A 24,447-nucleotide genomic window follows, 5' to 3' on the forward strand; every position below is an offset into this window, starting at 1 on the left:
GGTGGCCTTTATATTTTAAATTGCGTCAACTCAACTATCTCTGGCTTTCACTCTTGTCATTTTTTGACTTAGCCCGTCGTTTTTAGATGAATACCTTTTAAAGCAGGCTAGGGAATGCAAGCTTGGTAAAAATCGTCATTTAATTAACTTCAACAATAACTTTGAATCTGCTACTTTAAGAAGATAAGTGCTCATTGTGCAAATGGGATGTATTGTGCAAAAAGTTATACTTAGATTACTGATCGGCTTAAGCTGTTTTTTTTACGTTAATTTAAGCAAAGCTGAAGTTGATTTGAATACTATTGTGGTGGCAGTGCCGCTGCCCAACCCGGTTAAATCGTTAACTCGTCGCCAAATAATCGATATTTATATGGGACGGTATGATACGTTCCCGAATGGAGAGCCAGCATTTCCTATCGACTATCCCAGTGGCTCCAAAATTAAACAGCAATTCTATTTAAAGCTTGTTAATCTGCCCGAGACAAAAATTCGTTCATATTGGTCGCGTCTTCATTTTTCTGGCCGGGCGCGCCCTCCTTATTCGATTGATTCACGGGATGAACTTTTTAAAATTATCAAACTTAAACCAAACAGCCTATTTTATTTACCAAAATCAGATGTCACTGAGGAGATGAAAATTGTTTTTTCGTTTAAATAAAAAACACCTGTTCAACCTCGTGTCTTTAAGCCTGTTATCACTTCAAGGGATAGCCGCTGAGGTGAACTTTAGTGGGTTTATGAATGTATCGGCAACTTACGAAAACAGTGACGAATTTGAATATAGTACTAGCTTTTTATCTAATCGCAGAGATGGTTTTTCTATCGCCGCCGACAGCTCAGTGGGGTTACAAATGGAGGTTAGTTTTTCACATGAATTCGACACAGTGATACAGCTAGTGCTCGACGACAGTGCTGAAACCAGCTTAAATAATTATATCGAGCTGGCGTTTGCCAGATACCGCATTAATCGCAACCTAACCGCAAGAATTGGACGCATTAATAGCAACGGGTATCTACTTTCAGAGTTTAAACCCGTCAGCTACGCCTATCCTTGGATCCGTCCGCCAAAAGACTATTATGCTCACGCTGCTGTTGTATCAAATATTGATGGCGCAGATTTACAATATCGGAATAATCTAGGCCCTGGGTTTATCACAGTCACCGGGCAGTGGGGACAGTCCAAAGCTGCAATGTACGACGACAAAAATCGTGTTAATTTGACAGTAGATTCTATCATAGTGGCGTCAGTTCAATACGAAATTGACTATTGGTTATTTAAAGCCTCGTCTGCACAGATCGATTTTGGCGAATATGATTCAGTGATCTTCAGTCCTGCAATTAAAATGCTCAACACTGTCCCTGTGCAACTATGGCCGGACAGACCTCTGGTAGTTGATAGCATCAGTACAACAGACAAAAGTATGACTTACTCAGCTTTAGCAATTCAGTTCGATGACGCTCAATGGATATTGCAAGCTGAATTTGGTATCAACCATTCTAATTGGGCGTTAAATGCGATTGGTCACTATGGTTATGCCAGCTTAGCTTACCGAGTAGACCAAATCACGCCCTACTTTAGAGCAGGTTTTTTCAATCCAGATGCGACAGATCTAAATTATGAGCTTCCAGAGTTGGGTGACGCAGTACCAGAACAGCAGCAAATGCAACTCGCCTATTTGATAAACGGCATAAATAATGAGTTGCAGCAAAAGATTGATCAAAATAGCTTAACCTTGGGTGCGCGTTGGGACTTTTTTCCAGGTATGGCGTTAAAGGTGCAAGCCGATCACTATGATATTGGCAAAAACGGAAGTAACTTGTGGCCAAAAACAGAGCGCTTTAAAAACCAATCAAGTGCCTCTGTAACCGTCTTTTCTGTGAGTTGGAATTGGGTATTTTAAGCAAATCTTTTTATTCAACTCAGGGTAATTTAAACAGGTTAAATTACCCTTCTTTTTAAAAATAAGACGATTATTAACCCAACTGAAGTTGATTTGCTGAACTCACTTCAACTTTTGCCGATTTAGCTCGTTCAGTTAAAACTTGGTAATCCGGTTTTTTAATGTCTGAAACATAAGTCCAGTTACAAGTCATTTTTGAAGTGCTAAAAGAGACTGTCATGTAACCTCGATCCATCGCGTTTACATATTTTAAATCACCAATCAGTTGAACTAAACCCGCTTCGGTGGCGGGCATATCTTCTGCAGACACGCCTAAATAATATTCAAGACCCGGTGAAGAAACTGAAGCGGTGGCTAACTCAACGCCTACATTATGTCCGTCTTCGTCAACTAACTGGCTCGCCCACGCATTGTGTGTATCTCCAGCAAGCACCACTAGATTTGCATTATTGCGCTTAGCCGCGGCATATACAGCTTCACGCTCAGCATGATAACCATCCCAAGCATCTAAGTTATATGGCACACTTGGCAATTGTAATAAAGCCATTATTTGATCAGTCAGCTTGTTTTTATTGGCTTCAAAATACGCAATCTCCTCGCTGGTTAAACTTGGGTCAGACGCTTGTACACGCTGAGCTAACACGGCTAAAGGCGCTACTTCGGCATACTGACCAATCGACATTTGCTGAGTGCCAACAGCGCCAGGTAGATACATTTTGCCCATTAACACTTGCTGCCCCAAAATCTGCCAAGTAGCATTTGATGTATTCAGCTGGTTTTCTAACCAAAGCATTTGAGTATGACCTAACAGCGCTCGGTCACTCGCTTTGACAGCGGCAAAAAAACTATCAAAGTCGATTGAAGCTGTTACTGGATTATAAAAAGCCGCCATAGACAATTGTTCGTCTCGACCTTCGTTCCGTGTATCTAACATTAAAATGTTAGCTAATTCGCCCCATTGGAAATTGCGGTAAATTTCAGTACTGGCAAATAAATCTTCGCTGCTGGCTGGACGGATCGGCATCCACTCAAAATAAGCCTGAATAGCCGCTTCTTTTCGAGCGGCAAAACTGCCTTCACCTTCGTTGTGATTTTCTGCGCCGTTTTTCCACGTATCGTTCGTGATCTCATGATCATCCCAAACAACCACAAACGGTAGTGCGGCATGGGCTGCTTGTAAATCAGTATCACTACGGTACTGAGCATAACGCATACGGTAATCTTGCAAGCTAATGATCTCACCAGCCGGCACTGGCACACGCCCCAAGGCTTCGGCCTGCGCGGTGGCATAACCATCTGCTGCATATTCATAAATATAATCGCCCAAGTGCAATAAAATATCTAAGTCGCCTTTGTTGGCGGCTTTAGCAATGTCTTGGTAAACATGAAAATAACCAGCCGGATAATTCGAGCAAGACACCACAGCCATCGTTAATCGGCTGGTTTGACCGCTTGGGGCTGTTAATGCACGTCCCGTCGCGCTAGTTTGGTTGGCGCTACGAAAACGGTAAAAATAATGCTGGCCCGCTTGCAGATTTTTAACGTCAACTTTGAGCGTAAAGTCATGCGCTTGTTTGGCTATGCCAGTATCGCTTGCAATAATATTGGTAAAACTTTTATCTGTTGCAATATCCCAGGCAATACGTGTTTCAGTTTTGCCATTTTCAGGGGTTGCCCGAGTCCAAAGAATTACACTATCGGTAAGCGGATCACCCGAAGCGACCCCATGATCAAACCATGCGTTCTGTAATTTTTCGTCGTCGGTGCTAAAAGTAACCTGACAACCCGTTAAAGCAGTCGTGACATAAACTGCAGTTGCGCTAGCTAAGCTACGTCGAATAAAATCACGCCGTGAAATTTTCATTGTTATCTCCGTGGATTTAGAATTATCTGTTGGAACGGCGGCCATAATGCTGGCACTATATGAAAATACAATGAACTTTAAGTGAACATGACAATGCTAATTCCACTCTCTTTGATGGTTGTACTAACCTTTATCATTGGCTTCAGGTTGTTTTATTTGCGCGTACAATCGGTTAAACAAGGCCAAGTAAAAGCCGGTTATTACCGTTTAAAAGAAGGTCAAGGCCCGGATCGACAAACTGTGCAAGCCGAAAACGCCTACAACAACCAATTTCAAATGCCGCTGATCTTTTACACAGCGTGCTTGTATATAGAAGCCACAGGCATTGGCCATCAAACCTTTTATTGCTTTGCGTATCTGTTTGTAATATTCAGGTATCTGCATGCTGTAATCCTAATGGGTTACAACCAATTGTTACATCGTATGTTAGCATTTTGGCTGAGCACCTTTTGCCTGATCGGGCTTTGGCTTGCTATCCTAGTGGCCGTTTATACGAATTACTAAAACCGTTAAAGGACTTTTATGAAAAAAGCACTCATAGCAGGCGTCATTATTGCTGCAGCAGCCGTTGGTAGCTATCTTTTTTTAGATAAAAAAATCGATCAACAAGTTAAACTCGCATTTGACGACTATATAGCTAAAACCACAAAAAATGGCACCTTAGCTAAAGTGAGCTACCAAAACATAGATGCCAGCCCTTTTGGCACTGCCAAGATCAGCGATTTAACGATCACACCTGTCGATTCTGACGAAAGCATAAGGATTCATCAAATTCAGGTGAAAGAATTTGATCAGGACCACGCAACACCTCATTATATGAACTTGGCTATTAAAGGTTTTACTTTGCCGGTTAACTTACAAGAAGCTGCGCTGCAAACATCAAACCTGTTTGCTAAATACGTTGAACAACTCGGATATACCAATCACCTGCCGCTAACCTTTAATGTTAGTTATGAATATGACGAAAGCGACCAACAGCATTATGTCAGCGAGGTCAGTAGTTACCTGCCAGATGTTGGTCACGCCAAATTGAATTTAGTCACGAATAATATCCCGCTCGAATTATTAATGGATAACTCATCTGATGACAAAAACGACATGCAAACGATGCAAACATTGCGCAACGGCCAGCTAAAAGAGCTATCTTTAGCGTACTCAGATACAGGCGCTATCGAAGCCTTAATGAAAATCGCCAGCGAGCAATCTAAACAAAGTGAAAGCGATTTGCGCAAGCAAATTAAACAAGCACTTGAAATGAATACCGCAATTGCCATTCCGCCAGATTTAGCTGATTTTAGAACCCAACTGTTGGCTAGTTTAGAAACCTTTATGCTAGGCGGTAAAAGTTTAACGTTAGCAATTGCGCCAAGCGAAAACGGCGATATTGCTTTGCTCGAAACTAAAATAAAACAAGCGCTTGCTAAACAAGACTTAAAAAAAGTAGTTTCTCTGTTAAATTTAACCATCACAGCAGCTGATGCAAACCAAACGCCCAATTAAACCCAACAAGGACTTATGATGCTGAATTTAATTAGCCAAAACTTTTCATTTGGTGGGTGGCATAAACAATACAAACATGCCGCGAAAACGACCGCATGTGAAATGCAATTTGCCATTTATTTACCCCCGCAAGCCTCTGCAAAGAGCCCAGTGCCTGTTTTATATTGGCTTTCTGGTTTAACCTGCACCGACGAAAACTTTATGCAGAAAGCGGGGGCACAGCAAATGGCCGCCGAGTTAGGCATTGCGATAGTTGCCCCCGATACTAGCCCGCGAGGAGACGATGTTGCTAATGATGAAAGCTACGATTTAGGGCAAGGTGCTGGTTTTTATTTAAATGCGACGCAAGATCCATGGCAAAAACACTATCAGATGTATGATTACATAAACCAAGAACTGCCAGCTTTAATCCAAGCTAACTTTCCGGTTAGCGATAAAAAATCAATTTCGGGTCACTCTATGGGTGGCCATGGTGCCCTCACAATCGCGTTAAAAAACCCACAAGCTTATCAGTCAGTCTCTGCATTCAGTCCAATCTGTAATCCAATTAATTGCCCTTGGGGAGAAAAAGCCTTTACCGCGTATTTAGGTGACGATCGGTCAACTTGGGCCGATTACGACAGCAGCGTCTTAATACAAAAAGCTAAACAGTTTGTACCTGCACGGGTTGACCAAGGCAAAGCCGATAATTTTTTAGTTGAGCAACTAAAAACCTCAACGTTAGAAACGGCAGCTGCAGCAGTTGATTATCCAATCGAAATCAATTTGCACGAAAATTACGACCATAGCTATTATTTTATCGCGAGTTTTATCGAACAGCATTTAAGATTCCACCACAAATACCTCAAAGACTAACCGGTATTTGGGCGTAAACGGCAAAGTGACCACTTAGTCACTTTGCCAAATGACGTCATTGTTTTGTCATTAAAGCGTTTTTTATTTTTCATTTACTTTTTGTATGTTTTTTGAGCAATTTATTTCATATAAACCAAACGGGAAGGAACAATGAAAACACTAAAACGCAAACTTAATCTATTCACCAGCGGTCTTTTTATATTTGCTCTCGCGGCCTGTAGTTTAGATATTAATACAGAGTCTGATGCAAACTCACAAGCAAAACCGGATAACGCTGTTGCCCACATAGGTCCACGACCTTTGTTTTTAGTTGAACAAATGGAAGATGGTGCGCTTAAAAATCAGCTGGCTCAGTGCAAAGACCAACATTTTTATCGCACCGATTGGAGCATTGGCCACCGCGGTGCTTCCTTAATGTTTCCTGAACATACCCAAGAGGCGTATCAGGCGGCTATTGACTCAGGGGCAGGGATAGTTGAATGTGATGTCACTTTCACCAAAGACAAAGAACTGGTTTGCCGCCATGCTCAGTGCGACTTACATACCACGACGGACATTTTAGGTCGCCCAGAGCTCGCTAACAAATGTAGCTCAGGTTTTACCCCAGCAGATCCAGACAATGGGGTAACCGCTTCAGCACTATGCTGCACAAGCGATATAACACTCGCCGAATTTAAATCTTTATGCGGCAAAATGGATGGTGCAAATGTAAACGCGACCACCGCTGAAGAATATATGAACGGGACTGCAAACTGGCGCACTGATTTACACTCAAGCTGTGCCACCTTAATGACCCACAAAGAAAGCATCGAATTATTTAAAAATGCCGGTGTAAAAATGACGCCTGAGCTAAAGTCACCGCAAGTGGAGATGCCATTTGATGGTATGAGTCAGCAAGACTATGCACAAAAAATGATCGATGAATATGTCGAAGCCGGTGTTTCAGCAAATAAAGTTTTTCCGCAGTCGTTTAATTTAGCCGATGTAGAATACTGGGTGAACACTGTAAGTGACTTTGGTCAACAAGCCGTTTATTTAGATGACAGATACGGCATTGATGGTTTTGACCCACAAAACCTAAATTCGTTTAGCCCGTCAATGACAGAACTAAAAGCAAAAGGTGTGCAAATTATTGCACCACCATTATGGGTATTAGTGGCGGTTGAAAACGATAAAATTGTCCCGTCAGAATATGCTAAAGCGGCAAAAGCCGCAGGTTTAAAAATTATTGCTTGGTCGCTAGAGCGCTCTGGTCAACTTAACCAAGGCGGTGGCTGGTATTATCAAAGCATTGCCGAAGTGACTGACAACGAAGGTGTGGTTTACGAGCTCTTGGATGTGCTGGCAAAAGACGTTGAAGTATTAGGTGTTTTTTCAGACTGGCCGGCAACTACAACCTACTATGCCAACTGCATGGGTTTGTAGAATAAGCCACCCGTTTTAATTTAGTTGCTTCGGCTATTCTTATGCTAGGCTAAATTTTTGGTATTTGATGTGCTGAAACAAATTTTTAACGAAGGCCCGTCCGTCGATTTGGAGGTGAGATTCAAGTCTCGCCTCTTCAATTGAATAGTGATCACTGTCATTTCAATTTTATCTTAGGGTTTAATTACGCATATTATTTATTATATTTCGGTGATCGCACCAGCGTTAATCAGCCCTCCTATCCGCTGGCACCTGAGCGGCCGAAACCAAATACAAGGTGGCTAGCAATCAAGTGATCACTCAACCTAGTGGATACCCTCATGGTTTTCATATTGCCACCTATGTTAAAAAAATAGGAGTTTCCCTACTACATATTTGCAACTACACTTTAGCTAAATAACCATTTAAACCTTTAATTTAATAAACGACTCATTTACTTGTTGGAGCCCCAAAATATGAACGTGGTTTGTATAGGAGAATTATTAATTGATTTTGTTTGCACCGATCAGCAAACCCCAATGAAAGACTCAGTGCATTTTTTAAAAAAAACCGGCGGGGCACCAGCCAATGTTGCCGCTTGTATTGCTAAGCTGGGCGGACAAAGCCAATTTGCAGGAGCGGTTGGCAAAGACCCTTTTGGTGATAGCTTGATAGAGGCCCTACAAACACGTCAAGTGGATACCAGCTTAGTGGTCCAACTCCCAACCCCAACAACCTTAGCTTTTATCTCGCTCGCTGCCGATGGAGAACGTGAATTTGTTTTTAATCGCGGTGCCGATGGCCAATATCAACTGTCCGATAAACAAGTTAAAAATATAATGCAAGGTTGCAGCATTTTGCATTTAGGCTCGGCGACGGCACTGTTAGGTGATGAACTGTACCAAACCTATCAGCAGGCACTACGCGCTGCTATCGAATGCGATGTACCCGTTTGTTTTGATCCGAATTACCGAATTGACTTGTGGCCAGACCGTGAGCAAGAGTTTGTTGAGCGTAGTTTGCAGTTTATTCGCCATGCCAAACTGGTAAAAGTCAGTGATGAAGAATTGACTTTATTAACAGGCAAACAAGATCTGGCTGATGGCTGCCAATATCTACACGATTTAGGGGCAAAAATTATCACAGTCACTCTAGGGCCTAAAGGCTGTTATTTATCCACCCAACAGCAGCAAGCGATGATTCCCGCCTATAAAATCAAACCTATTGATACGACCGGCGCGGGTGATTCATTTATCGGCGCGCTTTTGTATCAGCTTGCTAAGCAGCCAGATTGTGACTTTGACACTATTGCCGATTATGTACTCTTTGCCAATAAAGTCAGTGGCATTGTTTGTGAACATCTAGGACCCATGACGGGCCTGTCAGACTATCAAAGCATTGCCAAGACAAAAAAAGAGCTGAACAAAAACTAGCCGCAGTACCTTGGTATGTTAAATAAACTTGGTATGTGAAATAAAAGAGCCCCCTATGTTATGATTTGTCTTTTGCCTTGGGGGTTTATTTGTTCAACTACCAATTTAATCAATTTGCTGGTGTACACTTAAATATTAACACTGAGTTTTATTCAAGTGACTTTACCAGCCATTTAAAAACCCTGTTAGCTGAGTTTGGCGCAGCTAATAAAAAAGTCGTGTGGCTAACTCTAGCCGCTGAACAAGCCGACTTTGTCCCCGACTGCATCAAATTAGGGTTTGAGTACCATAATTGTTTACCCGATCAAATCACCCTGATTTACCGTTTGCAAGCCGATGCCTATGCACCATTTTCGCCAACCCATACTGTGGGTGCCGGCGCTGTGGTCATAAATGATAAAAACCAGATCTTAATGGTCCGCGACAACTTTGGTCAGTACCGAGGTTTTAAACTGCCCGGCGGTCATGTTGAACTTGGTGAAGATATACATATAGCGGCTGAGCGCGAAGTGTTTGAAGAAACCGGCATTAAGGCTGAGTTTAACAGGGTATTAGGTTTTATTCATAAACACCCCTATAGATACGGTAAGTCTAATTTATACTTTGTTTGCCAGCTTGAGGCCAAAACACAAAACACGCAAATACAAGATCCGAACGAAATTGCCGAAGTTCGTTGGTTAGATATTGATGAATTTATTCAAGATAGCGAACAAAGTGAATTTGTTCGCGACTTGGTTAAAACGATTAAAAATAATTTGGCGCACAATCCCGGCCTTAAACTGACCGCAAGCGTACCCAGCCAAGAACAAGGCGTGCAGCGCCGTGATCTTTTTATTATCGCTGATTAATCGGCAGTCTCTGCCTGAGTCGAGGGTGCAGGGGCATGATAGCGGTAAATTTGTATTTTAAGCCCTTTACCTTTAATGGCCTCTTTAAACACCTCAGGGGCCGATAGGTCAGCTAAATATTCACACTGTTGGCAATTATCAGCAACAGTTTGCCGCAAAAAAGCCTGATCCAAATCTGGCGCGTTTAAACATAACATCACCAGTGCCTGATCGGCCGCAAATTCAGGCAAGCGGCGAATAATTTTTTTATAATCACGCGCAATATTGACACTGCCTTTTTGAAAAGCGGGGGGATCACAAATAATTAAGTCGTAAGGCCCGTATTTACGTACCCGGCCAAAAGACTTAAATAAGTCCAGAGCTTCAAACTGAATGTTATCCGTAGGCTGCCCGTTTAAATTATGGTTCTCGCGGCCACGCCTCAGTGCCGCTTTGCTCATATCAAGATTAACCACTTTTTGCGCGCCACCCGCTTGAGCCGCAACCGAAAACGCACAAGTGTAAGCAAATAAATTTAATACACGTTTATTTTTGCTATTATCGCGCACCCAATCACGCCCGTTAAGCATATCTAAAAATAAACCGTGATTTTGCGAACGGCCCAAAGTGGCATGATATTTTAAGCCATTTTCAAGCAATACCAATTCGTTGACCTCGGCACCCGCCAACACACTAACAGGCGCTTGGCGCTGGTATCTTTGCTGCAACTGAATAGACTCAACGCGCGGTGACTGCTGATAAAATGCTACCAGTTGAGCAAGTAACTCCGCCTCTATCTCTTTATAGGCGGTAATCAAAACGACAGGCGCAAACCAATCAATACAGATATGTTCTAAACCTGGATAAGCGTGGCCGCGGCCATGAAAAAGTCTTTGTGTTTCTAGTGTGTCGGGTAAAAAGAGGTGTTTTAACATAAACAAAATATTAGGCAGAAAAATGCTGCTCAGTATAACCGATTAAACCTTATAAGCTTAAAGTCGCTATTCAAAAATTTCTGTGACATTAAAGTTAGCTTATAACAACGGTTAGCCAAACAAATAAAAACCACTTAAGCAAAAACAACTTAAGTGGTTTAAATTTATGCACCTTGGCCGCTGCAACCAGGTTTGCAAACCCCTTACATGGTCACGAACTCTTCTGCACTGGTTGGATGAATTGCCACTGTATTATCAAAATCAGCTTTGGTTGCACCCATTTTTAGCGCCACTGCAAACCCTTGCAATAACTCATCTGAACCGAAGCCTATGCTATGAATACCTATGATTTTTTCTTCTTCGCCTAGACAAATCAGCTTCATTTTTGTCGGTTGTCTATGCTGTGTCATTGCTTGATAAAGCGCGGTAAACTGTGAGGTATACACTTTTATGTTTTCTTGACCATACTGATCAACCGCTTGTTTTTCAGTTAAACCAACCGTACCTATTGGTGGGTGACTAAATACAACAGTCGCAATATTTTCATAATCTAATTTAAGTTCAGTTTTGCCATTAAACAAACGTTCGCATAAACGTCTACCCGCAGCGACAGCTACTGGTGTTAGCGCAGCCCGACCTGTGTTATCACCAACAGCGTAAATGCCGTCCACACTAGTATTTTGATATTCGTCAGTCACAATAAAACCACGATCGTTCAGCTCAACGCCAGTGACTTCTAAATTTAAGTTATCAGTTGCTGGCGCGCGTCCAATTGCCCAAATTAAACAATCCACCGGCGGTAATTCGCGACCATCTTGTGCTTTAACAGTTAAACTGCCATCTTCATTTTTAACCACTTCAGATGGGCTAAATTCAGTATGCAATTCAGGCCCATCTTCTTTCATAACTTCAACCAAAGTATCCGCCATCATGTCGTCAAATTCGCGTAAAGGTTTATGTTTACGCACTAACAAGTGAGTTTCTGACCCTAATGCATGCATCACGCCGGCCAATTCGACAGCGATATAACCCGCCCCGACAACAGCAACCCGCTGTGGCTGCGAAGTCAGTTCAAAAAAGCCATCTGAAGTAATACCATATTCTGCACCTGGGATACTTGGAACACTAGGTCGTCCGCCAGTTGCAATAACAATGTGGTCTGCCGTATATTCTTGGCCATCAACAACCACAGTATTTTTATCTTTAAATTTGCCAAACCCTTCGATGACAGTCACCCCATTGTTGGCAAAACCACGATTGTATGACGCATGAATACGCTCAATATAAGCACTGCGGTTTTTTACTAAGGTTGCCCAATCAAGCCCTTTTTTTTCTATATTAAAACCATAATCAGCCGCGTAGGTCATAGCATCGGCAATTTGTCCGGCATACCACATGGCTTTTTTGGGCACACAGCCTACGTTTACACAGGTTCCACCAATGTACTTGGCTTCGATGACAGCCGCTTTTTTACCCAAACGGGCGGCTCGGTTGGCGCTGGCAATACCACCGCTACCACCACCAATAGCGATAAAATCAAAATGCTGGGTCATAATGTTTCCTTTTAAAATAATTTATTGATTTATAAGTTTGTGGTTTCCGATATTTTATATGTAGATATCAGACAAGCTGAATTTTCCAGACAGCGCGGACGGCGTTTGTTTTTATAGCCGGATAATTACATCTTTACAAAACTGGACTCTATGACAGCCTTTCGCATACTATCTTAGCTAAAGATCTTTAATGTGTGTAATTTGTTTATCAGATTATTTTAATCGCCTTTCCCTATTAAAGAGGAGACCGACGTATGGCAGACACTATTTTTGACAAAATCATCAAAAAAGAAATACCGGCTGATATTATTTACGAAACCGATGAAGTACTTGCGTTTAATGACATTAGCCCACAAGCGCCATTTCACTGTTTAATTATTCCTAAAAAGGCGATTGCAACCATCAATGACATTCAGCCGGAAGATGCTCAATTAATAGGCCAACTCTATTTAGCCGCTGCCGAGATCGCTAAACAGCAAGGGGTTGCCGAAAATGGTTACCGAGTTGTCATGAATTGCAATAAAGACGGCGGACAATCTGTTTACCATATTCATCTTCATATGTTAGCCGGCAAAACTTTAGGCTGGCCGCCTTACTCTGACAAAGTTAAACAAATTTAAGCGTTTACCTTAGTGACCAGTTGTTTTTACTAAATTTATCCGCTCGCTAGACTCGAGCGGTTAAATCATCTTAATTTAACCGTTCGGCCGCTAGTCTTCTTGAGGGATAGATTCTTTTAAATATTGGAAGATCTGACGAGCTGATTTAGGTGATTGCTCTTTTTGCTGTTCTTTTTTAGCTTGACGGGCAAGCTGCCTTAATTTACTGCGTTCTAATTGAGGGTATGCAGACACAGCTTCATTAATGGCTGTATCCCCTTGCTCTATGATGCGATCACGCAAAGTTTCCAGCTGGTGAAAATGCTGATTAACCAACAAATGCTGGTTTTTAACTTTTGCCATAGCCATTTGAATCGGCTCAGCATCACGATGGCGCAATAATTTACCAATAAAATTAATTTGGCGGCGAAATGCTGCCGGTTTATTGCGGATTTTAACGGCAACTTGAATCGCTTTGTCTAATTCATCATCCAGCGGTAATTTGGCTAAATTTACCGGCGACAGCGCCAAAATATCATCGGCCAGCTGCTGCATTTCTTGTGAATCTCGTTTGAGTTCAGACTTGCTGACATAAATTATTTCTTCATCATCAACCGGATCATTTGGATCCTGCCAGTCATATTTACTCATTCTTTCATCTACCTGTCGTAACACTCATAACAATCTATGGTACACTATTCCATTGATTTTGTATTGTTAAGAGTGCGCTATGATAGAAGAAATGAATCAAGTAAAACAGGCGGTCGCGGATGCCCTTGCCTATGCCAAACAGTTAGGCGCAAGTGCCACTGAGGTCTCTATTTCTAAACAGCAAGGTCTCTCATTAAACTGCCGCATGCAAGAGGTAGAAACCATTGAGTATGATCGTGGTGGTGCGTTAGGCATTGCGGTATGGTTTGGTCAGCGCAAAGGCAATGCCTCTACTTCTGATTTATCTGCTCAAGCACTCAGAGAAACGGTCGAAGCTGCTTGTAATATTGCGCGCTATACCTCCGAAGATCCGTTTTCAGGCCCGGCAGATGCCGAACTTTTGATCAACGCAGATAAAATTCCCGATCTAGATCTGCATCACCCATCAAGCCTGTCTAATCAGCAAGCCATTGATTTGGTAATGGCGTGTGAGCAATCTGGGCTAGATTTTGACTCACGAATAAAAAACAGCGATGGCGCTTCTTTTTCGTCGCATCAGGGGTTTAAGGTGTATGGCAACAGCCAAGGCCTCATTGCCGCTTATCCTAGCTCGCGGCATAGCTTAAGCTGCTCACTCATTGCCCAAGATAAAGAGGATATGCAACGCGATTATGCCTATACCGTGAGCCGTAACTTTGCCCATTTAAACAGTGCCGAAAACGTTGGTGTAGAAGCTGCAAAAGAAGCTGTTTCAAGGCTGCACAGCCGCAAAATAAAAACGGCTAAAGTACCTGTTTTATTTAACAATCAAATTGCCAGTAGCTTATTTGGTCACTTTATTGGCGCAATCAGTGGTGGCAACCTTTACCGAAAATCAACCTTTTTATTAGATGCCCTGAATACTCAAGTTTTCCCGGATTGGTTAAATATCCAAGAAGATCCTTTTATAAAACAAGGTTTATCCAGCCGAGCTTTCGATTCTGAAGGTGTTGCCACTCAACAAAAAGAGATTATTAGCTCTGGTGTATTAAACACTTGGTTATTAAATTCGTATGCTGCACGCAAACTAAAATTACAATCGACTGGTCATGCAGGTGGCATTCATAATTGGCTTGTGGGTGCGAATGCCGGCCAGTTTGATGATATGCTGAAACAACTAGATACAGGCCTTTTAGTCACCGAAATGATGGGACAAGGTGTGAACTTGGTCACAGGTGACTACTCTCGAGGCGCAGCTGGTTTTTGGGTTGAAAATGGTCAGATTCAATATCCGGTTGACGAGATCACTATCGCTGGCCAACTAAAAAATATGTTCAAAAATATCAGAGCGGTAGGCTCAGATGTTGAAAAACGAGGTGCCATTCAATGCGGCTCTGTGCTGGTTGACGAAATGACAGTCGCCGGCAATTAAATGGCTGTTTAGAACGATAGTTAGTGCTTGACGCTCACGGCGTTAAGCACTAGCTTTAAGCAAGAACCTCATTCAAAATTATAACTTTAAGTGGCTTTCCTTCTCCCCCTTTATGTCGTAGCTAAGGGCAAACTGAACGAATATAGATGGGTGATATATGGCAGCGTCTCATGCCTTGAGTTTATGGTACTCTAAAATTCTCGATGCGCAGCGTGAAGTGCTTGAAATGATTGCTTCGGGTATAGATCTCGATAAAGTTTTGCAGCACATTTGCCAGCTCCTAGACAGTTTATTGGTAGAAGAAGCAGCGATCAGTTCTGTTGTATTAACGGATGGTCAGCGCATTATTAACAGCTATAGTGCGGCTTTACCGAAAGACTACTCGGCTTCACTGATTGGCATTCCAATCGGAGAAAAAGTTGGTTCATGTGGCACAGCTATGTTTTTAAAGTTTCCTGTGCTTGTCAGTGATATCACCACAGATCCTAGATGGGCAATTGCTAAACCTTTGGCTGAGCCATATGGGTTACGCTCTTGCTGGTCTATTCCAATTTTAAATTCACTGAATGAAATCATGGGTAGCTTTGCGGTGTATCATTCAACCTCAGTCACACCCAGTGCAGATAAATATTCGTTAATTCAGCGGTTTTCATCATTTTGCTGCATTGCTATTTGCCGTTGGAATGACGAAAAACAACAAAAAAACCTGATTCAAGCGATTCAGCGTAGCCATAGCCAGCTAGAAACTTATGGCAAAATTTTGCCTGATGCCGTGTTGATTTGCGACCGCCATACCGTCATTTATGATGCGTTTGGACATATCCCGTTAGCTGTACCTGAATCTTTAATTCATACCCGACTGGATTCTTACGTTAATGAAAAAACAGGCCGTAAAATACAATTTAAGATTTACGAAGCGCTCAGCACTAAACAAATCACCTCTCTCGATTATTGTTATTGTTACCAGAACACTAAATATTATTACGAAGCCAGAATCGCGCCGGTAAGTTGGTCTGGTGACAACCAAGCGGATAAAGTGATGTTATTAATTCGTGATACCAGTGCGCGCAATCAAGCCGAACAAAAGCTTAAACAGCGCGCTTATTATGATGAATTAACCAGTTTGGCAAATCGTAATTTATTAAAAAAACGCTTAGCTTGGGTATTAAAGAACCTCGAGTTTGCTGAATATTCTGCTTTACTTATTATTAACTTAAATAACTTTAAACGTATTAACGATGCACTTGGTTATGTGGCGGGCGATGAAATTTTAAAAGTTGTCGCTAAAAGGTTTAAACAAAAAACAACTGAAATGAGCCTGCTGGCCCGTTTTTCGGGTGATGAATTTGCCATTTTAATTCGTCGCCCATTTAGCTCTCAAATCAATTTGTTAAGGACCTGCCGCCGCAAAACAATTAAGTTACACAAAACTTTAGAAGATAAAATCGATCTATATCCACATCAGTTTAAAGTGTCGGCTAGTATTGGTATTTGTATTTTTAATAATCAGCTTTCACTCGATGAGGTTTTGCAGCAGGCACATTCAGCCATGTTTGAGTGTAAAGCCCGCACCAACAGTCAATATGTGATTTTTAATCCGGCCCTTAAAAACAAACTAAACCGCAATCTAGCACTCGAAAGTGAGTTATTGTTAGCTTTGCAAAACGGTCAATTAGCCGCCCATTTTCAGCCACAAATGAGTCCCGCTGGTCTAATAATAGGGGCTGAAGCTTTGGTCCGCTGGCATCACCCAGAAAAAGGAAAAATATCACCCGATGAGTTTTTACCCTTTGCCGAAAAAATGGGTTTTATCAGCTCAATCGACTTAAAAGTTTTTGCCGATGCCTGTTTGTTATTTAAAACCGCCCAAGAGCTGGATATTCAACCTAAACAATTTTCTTTGTCGGTCAATTTAAGTGCATACGACTTTACCGATAAAAAGTTAATCGATAATTTAGTCAGTTTACTGCATAGCCATCAACTAGAGGCCAATAACTTTACGCTAGAGCTCACAGAAAGTGTGCTTGCATCTAATTTAGTGCAAACAATAGAGCAGTTTCGGCGTCTCGCTGTCAAAGGTTTTAAATTATCAATTGATGATTTTGGCACTGGTTATTCTTCACTTAACTATTTAGAAAAGCTGCCTGTCGATGAAATAAAGATCGACCGTCATTTTGTGGAACGTATGGCGCTTAGCGAGCGTGGAGAAAAGATAGTTAACACTATTATCGATCTAGGAAAAAGTTTAGGTTTACACATAGTGGCGGAAGGCATAGAGACGCGCCAACAACAAGAGTTATTGGCGCAAAAACAAGTGACAGCAATGCAAGGTTATTTATTGTGTCCGCCCGTTGATGCCGGCACTTTCATAAAAATGCTGACAGACCAAGCAAAAAAATAACTCCCCTTTTTTATTGACCTTTTTTAGCTTTAGCAAATGCCTCTGCAAAAGCATTGCCCATCATGGCATTGGCGGGTTGCGGCTTTTTGCCTTGCGGCGCACTTTTACGATTGTTTTTACTTGCCGGTGCTGATCGCTTGCCTACACCTTTATTATGACTAGCCGTTTGATTCATAGCCTGCGCACTGGCATCTGATTTCATGCTTAGACCAATACGTTTACGGGGCGCATCAACCTCTAACACTGTTACTTTAACAATATCTCCGGCTTTAACTACTTTTCGAGGATCATCTATAAAAGTATCTGACATCGCAGAAATATGCACTAAACCGTCTTGATGTACCCCAATATCAACAAAAGCGCCAAAGTTTGCCACATTAGTCACTACGCCTTCTAATTTCATACCAGGTTTGAGATCATCAATCTTTTCAACGCCTTCTTTGAACTGAGCCGTTTTAAATTCTGGACGTGGGTCGCGGCCCGGTTTTTCTAACTCTTGCAAGATATCTTTAACGGTTGGTAAACCAAACTTGTCGTCAATAAAATCCTTTGCATTTATTTGTCGAATGCGGCTGCTTTGTCCAATTAAAGATTTAATGTCCAGCTCATTGGCTTTTAATATTTTTTCGACCACTGGGTAGGCTTCTGGGTGGACTGCCGAAGCATCCAACGGATTATCACCTTCTGCGATCTTTAAAAAGCCAGCGCATTGTTCAAAAGCTTTTGGCCCTAACCGGCTCACTTTTTTCAATTCAGCACGGTTTTTAAAACCACCGTTTTCATCTCTAAATGCAACCACATTCGCCGCAATCGATTTAGATAACCCGGAAACTCTCTCAAGCAGGGGCACGGAAGCTGTGTTTAAATCGACCCCAACTGCATTTACACAGTCTTCGATAACAGAGTCTAATGCTTTGCTCAAATTTACTTGACTGACATCATGTTGATATTGGCCAACACCAATAGATTTAGGTTCAATTTTAACCAATTCAGCCAAGGGATCTTGTAACCGGCGGGCAATAGAAACCGCACCTCGCAAAGAAACATCTAAATCAGGAAACTCTTTAGCCGCAAATTCAGACGCAGAATAAACCGATGCACCTGCTTCGCTAACCATTATTTTGCTCAGTTTAAGCTCAGCTTCTTCTTTCATTAGCTCAGCAACCAGCTTGTCTGTTTCACGCGAACCTGTGCCATTACCAATACTAATTAAACTCACTTTATGTTGACGAATTAAGTTAGCCAGAGTGCGTTTACTTTTATCCCACGCATTTTGCGGGGGATGTGGGAAGATGGTCGAAGTAGCCAATAACTTGCCCGTTTGATCAACAATAGCCACTTTAACGCCAGTGCGAATACCCGGATCTAGCCCCATAGTCACTTTAGCACCTGCCGGCGCCGCCATTAATAGGTCTTTAAGGTTAGATGCAAATACTTTAATGGCATCTAATTCGGCCTTTTCGCGCATTTCGGCAAATAGCTCAGTTTCCATATGCAGCATGATCTTAACCCGCCATGCCCAACTGATAACTTGTCGCATATAGGCTTCGCCAGCCTTACCTTGCCAACGAATAGCCATATGTTCGGCGATCATCTGCTCAATGAGACTATTTTGTTCACTTTCGTCTTTGCCCGGCTCTGGGTTTAGTTTAAGTTTTAAAAAACCCTCATTGCGGCCACGTAAAATCGCCAACGCTCGATGGGAAGGAATTTTATCGATGGCCTCAGAAAATTCAAAATAATCAGCAAACTTGGACGCTTCTTTTTCTTTACCAGCTTCTACTTTTGCTTCGATAGCCGCATTATTTTTTAAATAATAGCGGATTTTTTTTAATAACCCTGTATCAACCGCTAACGCTTCGATAATAATAGCGCGGGCACCTTCAAGTGCGGCTTTATTATCGGCAATGCCTTTATCAGCATCCAGATATTTTTGCGCTTCTACTTCGGGATCAAGTGATAAATCTGCTAACAAAGCGTCTGCAAGTGGCTGTAAACCTGCTTCAATTGCAATTTGACCTTTGGTTCTGCGCTTAGGTTTATACGGCAGGTATAATTCTTCTAAGTCAGTTTTACTATTTACCGCCGTTATTTCTTTGGCAAGCTCGTCAGTTAATTTACCTTGCTCTCGAATCGTTTTTAAAATCACCTGACGGCGCTCGTTTAATTCACGTAAATAAGCTAAACGGCTTTCTAAACTACGTAGTTGGCTATCATCTAATCCGCCGGTCACCTCTTTTCGGTAACGGGCAATAAAAGGCACAGTGGCACCTTCATCTAACAGCTTGACGGCGGCTGATACTTGTGGTGATGCCACATTCAGTTCAGCGGCAATTAAACTTTCAATCTCTGTCATCAGTTATCCTGTTTCTGCTCTACCTGCATGCTGCGCCGATTTTAACTTAATATTAAAGTGATACCCACTAAAAAAATAAAAGTGAGCCTAACCCCCCACCTCTATTTTTGAATGAATAATTTTTTATACATGCTTACGAGATTCTGGTATATCTTATGCATAAAAGCTAATTCTTAAAATTGCAGGAGTCCTCATGAATTTTGACGTGTTTTGGCTAGTAGTCTGCTCGATTCTAGTATTAATAATGCAAGGCGGTTTTTTGCTACTGGAGTCAGGGATGACACGTTCAAAAAATGCGGTGAATGTTGCGCTGAAAAATATCAGCGACTTGTTATTGACCCTTTTGGTCTGGTGGGTATCCAGTTATGCAATTACCTTTGGTTTCAGCCTGGTTAGTAGTTTCGGCAGCACAGGTTTTTTCTTTGATGGCGAGCGTTATTCAAGTGTCGAGATCAGCTTTTTTGTGTTTCAGGCCATGTTTTGTGCCACCGCTGCAACTATAGTATCTGGTGCTGTGGCTGAACGAACTCGCTTTACTGCCTATAAAATCATTACCTTATTAATTGTCGCTTTAGTTTATCCAATATTCGCACATTGGGTTTGGGCTGGCGCTTTACGACCAGAGCTGGGTACAGGTTGGTTAGCCCAACTTGGTTTTATTGATTTTGCGGGTTCTACCGTTGTTCATAGTGTTGGTGGTTGGGTTGCTTTAGCCGCTGTATTAATCATAGGTCCACGTCAGGGGCGCTTTACCAAAGACGGGCGTATTACACCCATCGCATACAGTAACCTACCTGCTGCTGCATTAGGCGCTATCTTATTTTTAATTGGTTGGATTGGCTTTAATGCAGGCAGTACGCTGGCATTTAATGATAAAATACCTCAGATAGTTTTAAATACTCTATTAGCAGCCGCCGCCGGTGGTGCTGTTGCACATTTATTGAGCAATGTAAAAAAACACGTAATGCTCGACCCGAGCACTGCGGGCATTAACGGTTTAATTGCAGGCTTGGTTTCTATCACTGCAGCTTGTCATATGGTGTCGCAAACAAGTGCCATTGTTATTGGTGCAATCGGTGCTATCTGCATGTCTGCTTGTGCACTATTATTGGGCAAATTGAAAATAGATGATGCGTTAGGTGCTGTGCCTGTTCATCTGGCCGCTGGCATCTGGGGCACTTTAGCCGTTGCTTTGTTTGCTCAAGATTTGCCCATTTCACGCGCTGATCAGTTGATCGTTCAATTGACTGGCATATGCTTATGCGCACTTTGGGCGTTTGGCGTAAGTTATTGTTTGCTTAAGCTCATAAATAAGTTTTATCCATTTAGAGTCAGCCCACAAGCCGAAGTGTCAGGTTTAAACCTATCTGAACATGACGCCAAAAATGATTTATATGATTTTTTGCAAAGTTTAAATAAACAAGGCGACATAAAACAAAGATTGCCCGTTGAGCCGTACACTGAGGTCGGGTTAATTGCCGAACACTTTAACCATATGTTAGACGATATTGAACTGGCTTCGGGTAAAACGCATGCGATAGTGAAAGATATTCGTGCTGGTGTGATCACCTTAGATGAGCGAGGTATTATTCACAGCGTTAACCCGGCAGCCCAGCAAATTTTTGAAATTGATGCAAACCAAGCGCTTGGTTTACCCGTCAGCCAAATATTCAATCTTGCTTCCGTTAGACAAAAGAAACCTGACGGCAGCATAGTTGAAGTTCAACTAAGTGATGATTTGCTTATTCGCCAAAATCATTTAGATATTGAAGGAACGACATTAAGTTCTGGTACCAAAAAATACCTTGAAATATTAATCACCACCAGCAGTCATTCAGGCACGGATTTTATTTGTTTAGTTAATGATATGACTGCTTACAAAGTGGTTGAAAATAAACTTCATGAACAAAGAGAACGTATTCATACTACTTTGGAGTCCATTGGTGATGGTGTTATTCGAGTTAATATAAATGGCACTGTTCAATACATGAATCCAATCGCACAAGCGCTAACCGGTTGGGAAATCGAAAAAGCACGTGGCAAACAATTACATCAAATTATGCAAGTTGTTGAGCGGCCAGATCAAAGAGCCGACAATCAGTTACTTAATAAAGTGCTGCAAACAGGTCAAGCATTAGTGTGTGAGCAAGATCATTTATTATTTTGCCGTGATGGTGAAGTTAAAGTGATTCGACAGACCATTTCTCCAATCAGCAATAGTGAAAAAACTTTAGCTGGGGCTGTTATTGTCTTTCAAGATGTTACCCAAACACAAGCTGCAAACCGGCAACTAAGTTATCAGGCCAGCCATGACCCGCTTACCGGTTTGGTCAACCGAAGCGAGTTTGATAAACGTCTAAAAGTGCTCGTTGAATCGGCTAACCAGTTAGCGCAAGCGCATATTTTAATGTACATAGATTTGGATAGATTTAAGTTAGTTAATGACCTTTGTGGGCACAACGCTGGTGATGAACTTCTTAAGCAGTTAAGTCGCCGTTTGCAGCCTCTCATTCGCAGTGGCGATACGCTAGCTAGGCTGGGTGGTGATGAATTTGCTATTTTATTAGAAAACTGCCAATCTGCAAAAGGTGTGCAAATTGCCGAGCGTATTCGGGGTGAGGTTGAAAGCTTTCGTTTTAGCTGGCAAGACAAAGAGTTTAGAGTAACTGCCAGTATAGGCTTAATTCCTATTGATGCAGACAGTAAAAATAGTCAGCAATTATTAAATAAAGCAGACACGGCTTGTTACGCTTCGAAAGACGCGGGCCGTAATCAAATATATGTTTACCGCAATGATGACAATCAATTAGCGCAGCGAAACAACCAAGTCAACTGGGTCAGTCAAATACGTGATGCGTTAAAAGAAAATCGCTTTGAGCTTTATCATCAAAAAATAAAACCTCTGCAAGAGGGTGCACCTTGGATTTGTGAGGTTTTAATTCGCTTGCGTCAAGCTGACGGTTCGATAGTGCCACCTGGCGCATTTTTGCCAGCTGCGGAACGTTACAACCTTATGTATGAAATCGACAAATGGGTGATCACTCATACGTTTAAATGGCTGCAGCAATATCAAGAGCAACTGCAAAAAAATAATTTCTGCCTCAGCATTAATCTGTCTGGCGAATCTATCAATAAAAGTGATTTAAGCCAATTTATTGAATCCCAATTAACTGAACATCAGCTTGATGGCAGGCATATCATTTTTGAAGTGACAGAAACATTGGCTATTGCTAATTTAGCCAAAGCCGAAAAAATATTCGAGCGCCTGAAACAAAAAAACATCAGTTTTGCATTAGATGATTTTGGTAGTGGTTTATCATCTTTTAGCTATTTAAAAAGTCTACCAATAGACTATTTAAAAATTGACGGCGCTTTTACCCGAGACTTGGTCGACAGTGAAACCGATCAGGCGATGTTGCAGGCAATCAATAGCATAGGTCATACACTGTCACTCAAAACCATAGTCGAATATGTAGACAGCGAAGATAAACAAAACATCATTAAAAAATTAGGAATAGACTATCTGCAAGGCTTTTATATTCACAAACCTGAACCTTTATCCTATAAAAAGGCTTAGCGACACCACTGCGAAGGATTTAACGGCGTGCCTTGATAACGGATTTCAAAATAAACGCCACTTTGTAACTGGCCACCCGATTGTCCCGCTAGAGCAACGGGTTCGCCGGTTTGTACCCTGTTACCGACTTCTTTCAGCACAGTTTGGTTATTACCATACAAGGTCATAAAACCTTTGCCATGATCCACAACAATCACCAAACCATACCCGTTTAACCAATCTGCAAACACCACTTGGCCGGCATAAACACTGCGCACAGGTGAGCCACTGTCTGCTAGTATACGGCTTCCCTTCCAACGCACCTGACCACTGCGGCGCTGGCCAAATAAATTTTCAACTTTACCTTCACTTGGCCATAATAAACGGCCTTTAACTTGCTGCAGTCCATTTAATTCAACCTGTTCAGGCATGGCAGCTAACGCTTCCTGTAACTCGCTGATTGCTCTATTTAAAGCATTTTGGTTCGTTTGCAACCGCTCGATTTGTTGGCTGCCAGCGGCAATTGCCTGTTGCAATTTTTTGGCCGACGTTTGTTGTGCTGCTTCAGTGTTTTTAAGCGCCGTTTGTTTTTCTATTTGCAGATCTTTTAACGCGATTAAACTCGTCTCTTGTTCGCTCAATACCTTTTGTTTTTCTTTTATTTGAGCGACTACTTCAGCGAGTGCCTCAATGGCTTTGATACGAGCCTGGTTAAAATATTGGTAATAACTTAACATGCGCTCGATTTGGCCGGCCTCTTGCTGATTTAACAGCATTTTTAAAAAGTCTTGCTCCCCAAGCTGATAGGCACTTTGGATTTGCTTTTTTAAAATGTTTAATTGTTTTTGCTGCTCAGCAGACAAATCGTCGAGTTGATTTTTGAGGTGTTTAATTTGTGCCTGCGTACGAGTTATTTCAATTTGAGTTTGGTGTAACGCCCGTGCGGCTTGCGCGACTTTTTGTTCAGTTTCCCTCAGCGCTGATTCTATCTCACCGAGTTGATCTTGCTGCTGACTAATGTGTTCACGCTGCTCAACAATACGAGCTTGAACTTGTTTTAGCTGGGCTTTTTTGCGGGCAATATCTTCTGCTTCGTCAGCGCTAACAGTCAGACTAAAAGTTGCACTAAATAAAATAACACAGCCAGCAAAAATGCTGGCTGATAACCCTTTAATGTAGTGGTTAAAGGTGCTCACCAACA

General features: G+C 41.9%; 18 protein-coding genes. 12 read left to right on the forward strand and 6 right to left on the reverse strand.

Features of this window, described 5'->3' with window-relative positions; all coding sequences use genetic code 11:
* Positions 1–214: 214 nt before the first annotated feature.
* Together C727_RS0101360 and C727_RS0101365 are read left to right on the forward strand one after the other, a co-directional pair.
* Positions 215–658 carry a hypothetical protein gene (locus tag C727_RS0101360; RefSeq protein ID WP_017443823.1) on the forward strand — a complete coding sequence of 148 codons (444 nt, stop codon included), beginning with the start codon at positions 215–217 and terminating at the stop codon, positions 656–658.
* Entirely contained in the window at positions 639–1,901 is a 1,263-nt protein-coding gene (locus C727_RS0101365; protein ID WP_017443824.1) for a hypothetical protein, read from the forward strand. Before C727_RS0101360 ends, C727_RS0101365 begins: the two co-directional genes overlap by 20 nt.
* Before the next feature lie 73 nt (positions 1,902–1,974).
* Here the strand turns inward: C727_RS0101365 and C727_RS0101370 are convergent, their stop codons facing one another.
* Positions 1,975–3,765, reverse strand: coding sequence for an alkaline phosphatase D family protein (locus C727_RS0101370; RefSeq protein ID WP_017443825.1), 1,791 nt, complete (start codon positions 3,763–3,765; stop codon positions 1,975–1,977).
* A gap of 93 nt (positions 3,766–3,858) precedes the next feature.
* Between C727_RS0101370 and C727_RS0101375 the strand changes: the two genes are divergently transcribed.
* From C727_RS0101375 to C727_RS17775, 6 genes are all read left to right on the forward strand, one after another.
* Positions 3,859–4,269 (forward strand): MAPEG family protein, encoded by a 411-nt coding sequence (locus C727_RS0101375; protein WP_017443826.1) that lies wholly within the window; start codon positions 3,859–3,861, stop codon positions 4,267–4,269.
* A gap of 18 nt (positions 4,270–4,287) precedes the next feature.
* A complete protein-coding gene (locus tag C727_RS0101380; protein WP_017443827.1) occupies positions 4,288–5,265 on the forward strand; it encodes a hypothetical protein in 978 nt (325 codons plus the stop codon).
* Between the two features lie 15 nt (positions 5,266–5,280).
* Positions 5,281–6,120, forward strand: coding sequence for an S-formylglutathione hydrolase (gene fghA, locus C727_RS0101385; RefSeq protein WP_026052497.1), 840 nt, complete (start codon positions 5,281–5,283; stop codon positions 6,118–6,120).
* Between the two features lie 150 nt (positions 6,121–6,270).
* Positions 6,271–7,545, forward strand: a complete 1,275-nt coding sequence (locus C727_RS0101390; protein ID WP_017443829.1) for a glycerophosphodiester phosphodiesterase family protein — start codon at positions 6,271–6,273, stop codon at positions 7,543–7,545.
* Between the two features lie 455 nt (positions 7,546–8,000).
* Entirely contained in the window at positions 8,001–8,957 is a 957-nt protein-coding gene (locus tag C727_RS0101395; protein ID WP_017443830.1) for a carbohydrate kinase family protein, read from the forward strand.
* 89 nt (positions 8,958–9,046) lie between these two features.
* Positions 9,047–9,805 (forward strand): NUDIX hydrolase, encoded by a 759-nt coding sequence (locus tag C727_RS17775; RefSeq protein WP_017443831.1) that lies wholly within the window; start codon positions 9,047–9,049, stop codon positions 9,803–9,805.
* Here C727_RS17775 and C727_RS0101405 read toward each other — a convergent pair.
* Entirely contained in the window at positions 9,802–10,719 is a 918-nt protein-coding gene (locus tag C727_RS0101405) for a class I SAM-dependent methyltransferase (RefSeq protein ID WP_017443832.1), read from the reverse strand. The two genes, C727_RS17775 and C727_RS0101405, sit on opposite strands and share 4 nt — an antisense overlap.
* Positions 10,720–10,922: 203 nt before the next feature.
* Positions 10,923–12,272: a glutathione-disulfide reductase gene (gene gorA, locus C727_RS0101410; protein ID WP_017443833.1), complete on the reverse strand. Its 1,350-nt coding sequence runs from the start codon at positions 12,270–12,272 to the stop codon at positions 10,923–10,925.
* A gap of 254 nt (positions 12,273–12,526) precedes the next feature.
* Between gorA and C727_RS0101415 the strand changes: the two genes are divergently transcribed.
* Positions 12,527–12,892, forward strand: coding sequence for a histidine triad nucleotide-binding protein (locus C727_RS0101415; RefSeq protein ID WP_017443834.1), 366 nt, complete (start codon positions 12,527–12,529; stop codon positions 12,890–12,892).
* 90 nt (positions 12,893–12,982) lie between these two features.
* Here the strand turns inward: C727_RS0101415 and yjgA are convergent, their stop codons facing one another.
* Entirely contained in the window at positions 12,983–13,522 is a 540-nt protein-coding gene (yjgA, locus tag C727_RS0101420; protein ID WP_017443835.1) for a ribosome biogenesis factor YjgA, read from the reverse strand.
* Between the two features lie 79 nt (positions 13,523–13,601).
* On the opposite strand from yjgA, the gene pmbA reads away from it, so the two are divergent.
* Both pmbA and C727_RS0101430 read left to right on the forward strand, forming a co-directional pair.
* Complete coding sequence (gene pmbA / locus C727_RS0101425) at positions 13,602–14,933, forward strand: metalloprotease PmbA (protein ID WP_017443836.1); 1,332 nt, start codon at positions 13,602–13,604, stop codon at positions 14,931–14,933.
* Positions 14,934–15,090: 157 nt separating this feature from the next.
* Complete coding sequence (locus tag C727_RS0101430) at positions 15,091–17,334, forward strand: bifunctional diguanylate cyclase/phosphodiesterase (RefSeq protein ID WP_017443837.1); 2,244 nt, start codon at positions 15,091–15,093, stop codon at positions 17,332–17,334.
* A 10-nt stretch (positions 17,335–17,344) separates the two neighbouring features.
* Here the strand turns inward: C727_RS0101430 and C727_RS0101435 are convergent, their stop codons facing one another.
* Complete coding sequence (locus C727_RS0101435; protein WP_017443838.1) at positions 17,345–19,690, reverse strand: Tex family protein; 2,346 nt, start codon at positions 19,688–19,690, stop codon at positions 17,345–17,347.
* A 193-nt stretch (positions 19,691–19,883) separates the two neighbouring features.
* On the opposite strand from C727_RS0101435, the gene amt reads away from it, so the two are divergent.
* Positions 19,884–23,267: an ammonium transporter gene (gene amt, locus C727_RS0101440; RefSeq protein ID WP_017443839.1), complete on the forward strand. Its 3,384-nt coding sequence runs from the start codon at positions 19,884–19,886 to the stop codon at positions 23,265–23,267.
* Here amt and C727_RS0101445 read toward each other — a convergent pair.
* Positions 23,264–24,442, reverse strand: coding sequence for a murein hydrolase activator EnvC family protein (locus tag C727_RS0101445; protein WP_017443840.1), 1,179 nt, complete (start codon positions 24,440–24,442; stop codon positions 23,264–23,266). The two genes, amt and C727_RS0101445, sit on opposite strands and share 4 nt — an antisense overlap.
* Positions 24,443–24,447: the final 5 nt, after the last annotated feature.

Origin of the sequence: Gayadomonas joobiniege G7, from assembly GCF_000300815.1 — a bacterium.
Taxonomy (GTDB): Bacteria; Pseudomonadota; Gammaproteobacteria; order Enterobacterales; family Alteromonadaceae; genus Catenovulum; species Catenovulum joobiniege.

Coding starts and splice junctions, on each gene's coding strand:
- fghA (WP_026052497.1), top strand. CDS start 5,281: ATGATGCTGAATTTAATTAGCCAAAACTTTTCATTTGGTGGGTGGCAT.
- C727_RS0101380 (WP_017443827.1), top strand. CDS start 4,288: ATGAAAAAAGCACTCATAGCAGGCGTCATTATTGCTGCAGCAGCCGTT.
- C727_RS0101390 (WP_017443829.1), top strand. CDS start 6,271: ATGAAAACACTAAAACGCAAACTTAATCTATTCACCAGCGGTCTTTTT.
- C727_RS0101435 (WP_017443838.1), bottom strand. CDS start 19,690: ATGACAGAGATTGAAAGTTTAATTGCCGCTGAACTGAATGTGGCATCA.
- C727_RS0101405 (WP_017443832.1), bottom strand. CDS start 10,719: ATGTTAAAACACCTCTTTTTACCCGACACACTAGAAACACAAAGACTT.
- C727_RS0101415 (WP_017443834.1), top strand. CDS start 12,527: ATGGCAGACACTATTTTTGACAAAATCATCAAAAAAGAAATACCGGCT.
- amt (WP_017443839.1), top strand. CDS start 19,884: ATGAATTTTGACGTGTTTTGGCTAGTAGTCTGCTCGATTCTAGTATTA.
- yjgA (WP_017443835.1), bottom strand. CDS start 13,522: ATGAGTAAATATGACTGGCAGGATCCAAATGATCCGGTTGATGATGAA.
- gorA (WP_017443833.1), bottom strand. CDS start 12,272: ATGACCCAGCATTTTGATTTTATCGCTATTGGTGGTGGTAGCGGTGGT.
- pmbA (WP_017443836.1), top strand. CDS start 13,602: ATGATAGAAGAAATGAATCAAGTAAAACAGGCGGTCGCGGATGCCCTT.
- C727_RS0101375 (WP_017443826.1), top strand. CDS start 3,859: ATGCTAATTCCACTCTCTTTGATGGTTGTACTAACCTTTATCATTGGC.
- C727_RS0101370 (WP_017443825.1), bottom strand. CDS start 3,765: ATGAAAATTTCACGGCGTGATTTTATTCGACGTAGCTTAGCTAGCGCA.
- C727_RS0101395 (WP_017443830.1), top strand. CDS start 8,001: ATGAACGTGGTTTGTATAGGAGAATTATTAATTGATTTTGTTTGCACC.
- C727_RS0101430 (WP_017443837.1), top strand. CDS start 15,091: ATGGCAGCGTCTCATGCCTTGAGTTTATGGTACTCTAAAATTCTCGAT.